This window comes from Cellulomonas sp. ACRRI, assembly GCF_022346185.1.
GTDB lineage: Bacteria > Actinomycetota > Actinomycetes > Actinomycetales > Cellulomonadaceae > Cellulomonas.
Window position 1 is genome coordinate 1 of the sequence record NZ_JAKRMS010000248.1, and the last position, 1,711, is coordinate 1,711.

The window sequence follows — 1,711 nt, forward strand, 5'->3', positions numbered from 1 at the left end:
ACGCTTACCTACTACCGGTTCGGGTCACGTGCTCCATGCGGCGGTGACTCCCGAAGGAGTCGGTGCCGCACTTCGGACGTTTAGCATCACCGGGCTCGGTATGGGCGGTTCTTCGCCGGTACGGGAATATCAACCCGTTGTCCATCGACTACGCCTGTCGGCCTCGCCTTAGGTCCCGACTTACCCAGGGCGGATTAGCCTGGCCCTGGAACCCTTGGTCATTCGGCGGACGGGTTTCTCACCCGTCATTCGCTACTCATGCCTGCATTCTCACTCGTGTAGCGTCCACCACTGGGTCACCCCGCAGCTTCACCCGCCACACGACGCTCCCCTACCCATCCACACGCCTGAACCACGAAGGCTTAGCGCAATGTGTGAATGCCACAGCTTCGGCGGTATACTTGAGCCCCGCTACATTGTCGGCGCGGAATCACTTGACCAGTGAGCTATTACGCACTCTTTCAAGGGTGGCTGCTTCTAAGCCAACCTCCTGGTTGTCTGTGCAACTCCACATCCTTTCCCACTTAGCATACGCTTAGGGGCCTTAGCTGGTGGTCTGGGCTGTTTCCCTCTCGACTACGGAGCTTATCCCCCGCAGTCTCACTCCCGCGCTCTCACTTACCGGCATTCGGAGTTTGGCTAACGTCAGTAACCTGGTAGGGCCCATCGGCTATCCAGTAGCTCTACCTCCGGCAAGAAACACGCGAGGCTGCACCTAAATGCATTTCGGGGAGAACCAGCTATCACGAAGTTTGATTGGCCTTTCACCCCTAACCACAGGTCATCCCCCCGGTTTTCAACCCAGGTGGGTTCGGTCCTCCACGCGGTCTTACCCGCGCTTCAACCTGCCCATGGCTAGATCACTTCGCTTCGGGTCTAGAGCACGCGACTACGGTCGCCCTATTCGGACTCGCTTTCGCTACGGCTTCCCCACACGGGTTAACCTCGCCACGTACCACTAACTCGCAGGCTCATTCTTCAAAAGGCACGCCGTCACCCCTGCTAGGGAGGCTCCGACGGATTGTAGGCACACGGTTTCAGGTACTATTTCACTCCCCTCCCGGGGTACTTTTCACCTTTCCCTCACGGTACTTGTCCGCTATCGGTCACTAGGTAGTATTTAGGCTTAGCAAGTGGTCTTGCCAGATTCACACGGGATTTCTCGGGCCCCGTGCTACTTGGGATCCCCCTCGGGAGGCCACGTGATTTCGTCTACGGGGGTACCACCCTCTGTGCCGGGCCTTTCAATGCCCTTCGACTATCACGAGACTTTCTGACTCCCTGCTGGTTCGGCAGAACCAGCTGAAGGGTCCCACAACCCCGCATGCGCAACGCCTGCCGGCTATCACACGCACACGGTTTGGCCTGATCCGCTTTCGCTCGCCACTACTCACGGAATATCTCTTCCTGCCGGTACTGAGATGTTTCACTTCCCGGCGTTCCCTCCACACACCCTATATATTCAGGTGCGGGTCACGCGACATGACTCGCGCGGGGTTTCCCCATTCGGACATCCTCGGATCACGGTTCGTTTGCCAACTCCCCGAGGCTTATCGCAGGCTACCACGTCCTTCTTCGGCTCCTAGTGCCAAGGCATCCACCCTGTGCCCTTAAAAACTTGACCACAAAGACATACTTTAAAGATGCTCGCGTCCACTGTGCAGTTCTCAAACAACGAACGATCCCCGAGTCGTGAGCGCCGGCGCCTACC

Annotated in this window: 1 rRNA gene; it reads right to left on the reverse strand. The window is 57.9% G+C overall.

Annotated elements, in window-relative coordinates:
* Nucleotides 1–1,624 (reverse strand): 23S ribosomal RNA (locus tag MHY85_RS20940); the annotation flags it as partial.
* Nucleotides 1,625–1,711: the final 87 nt, after the last annotated feature.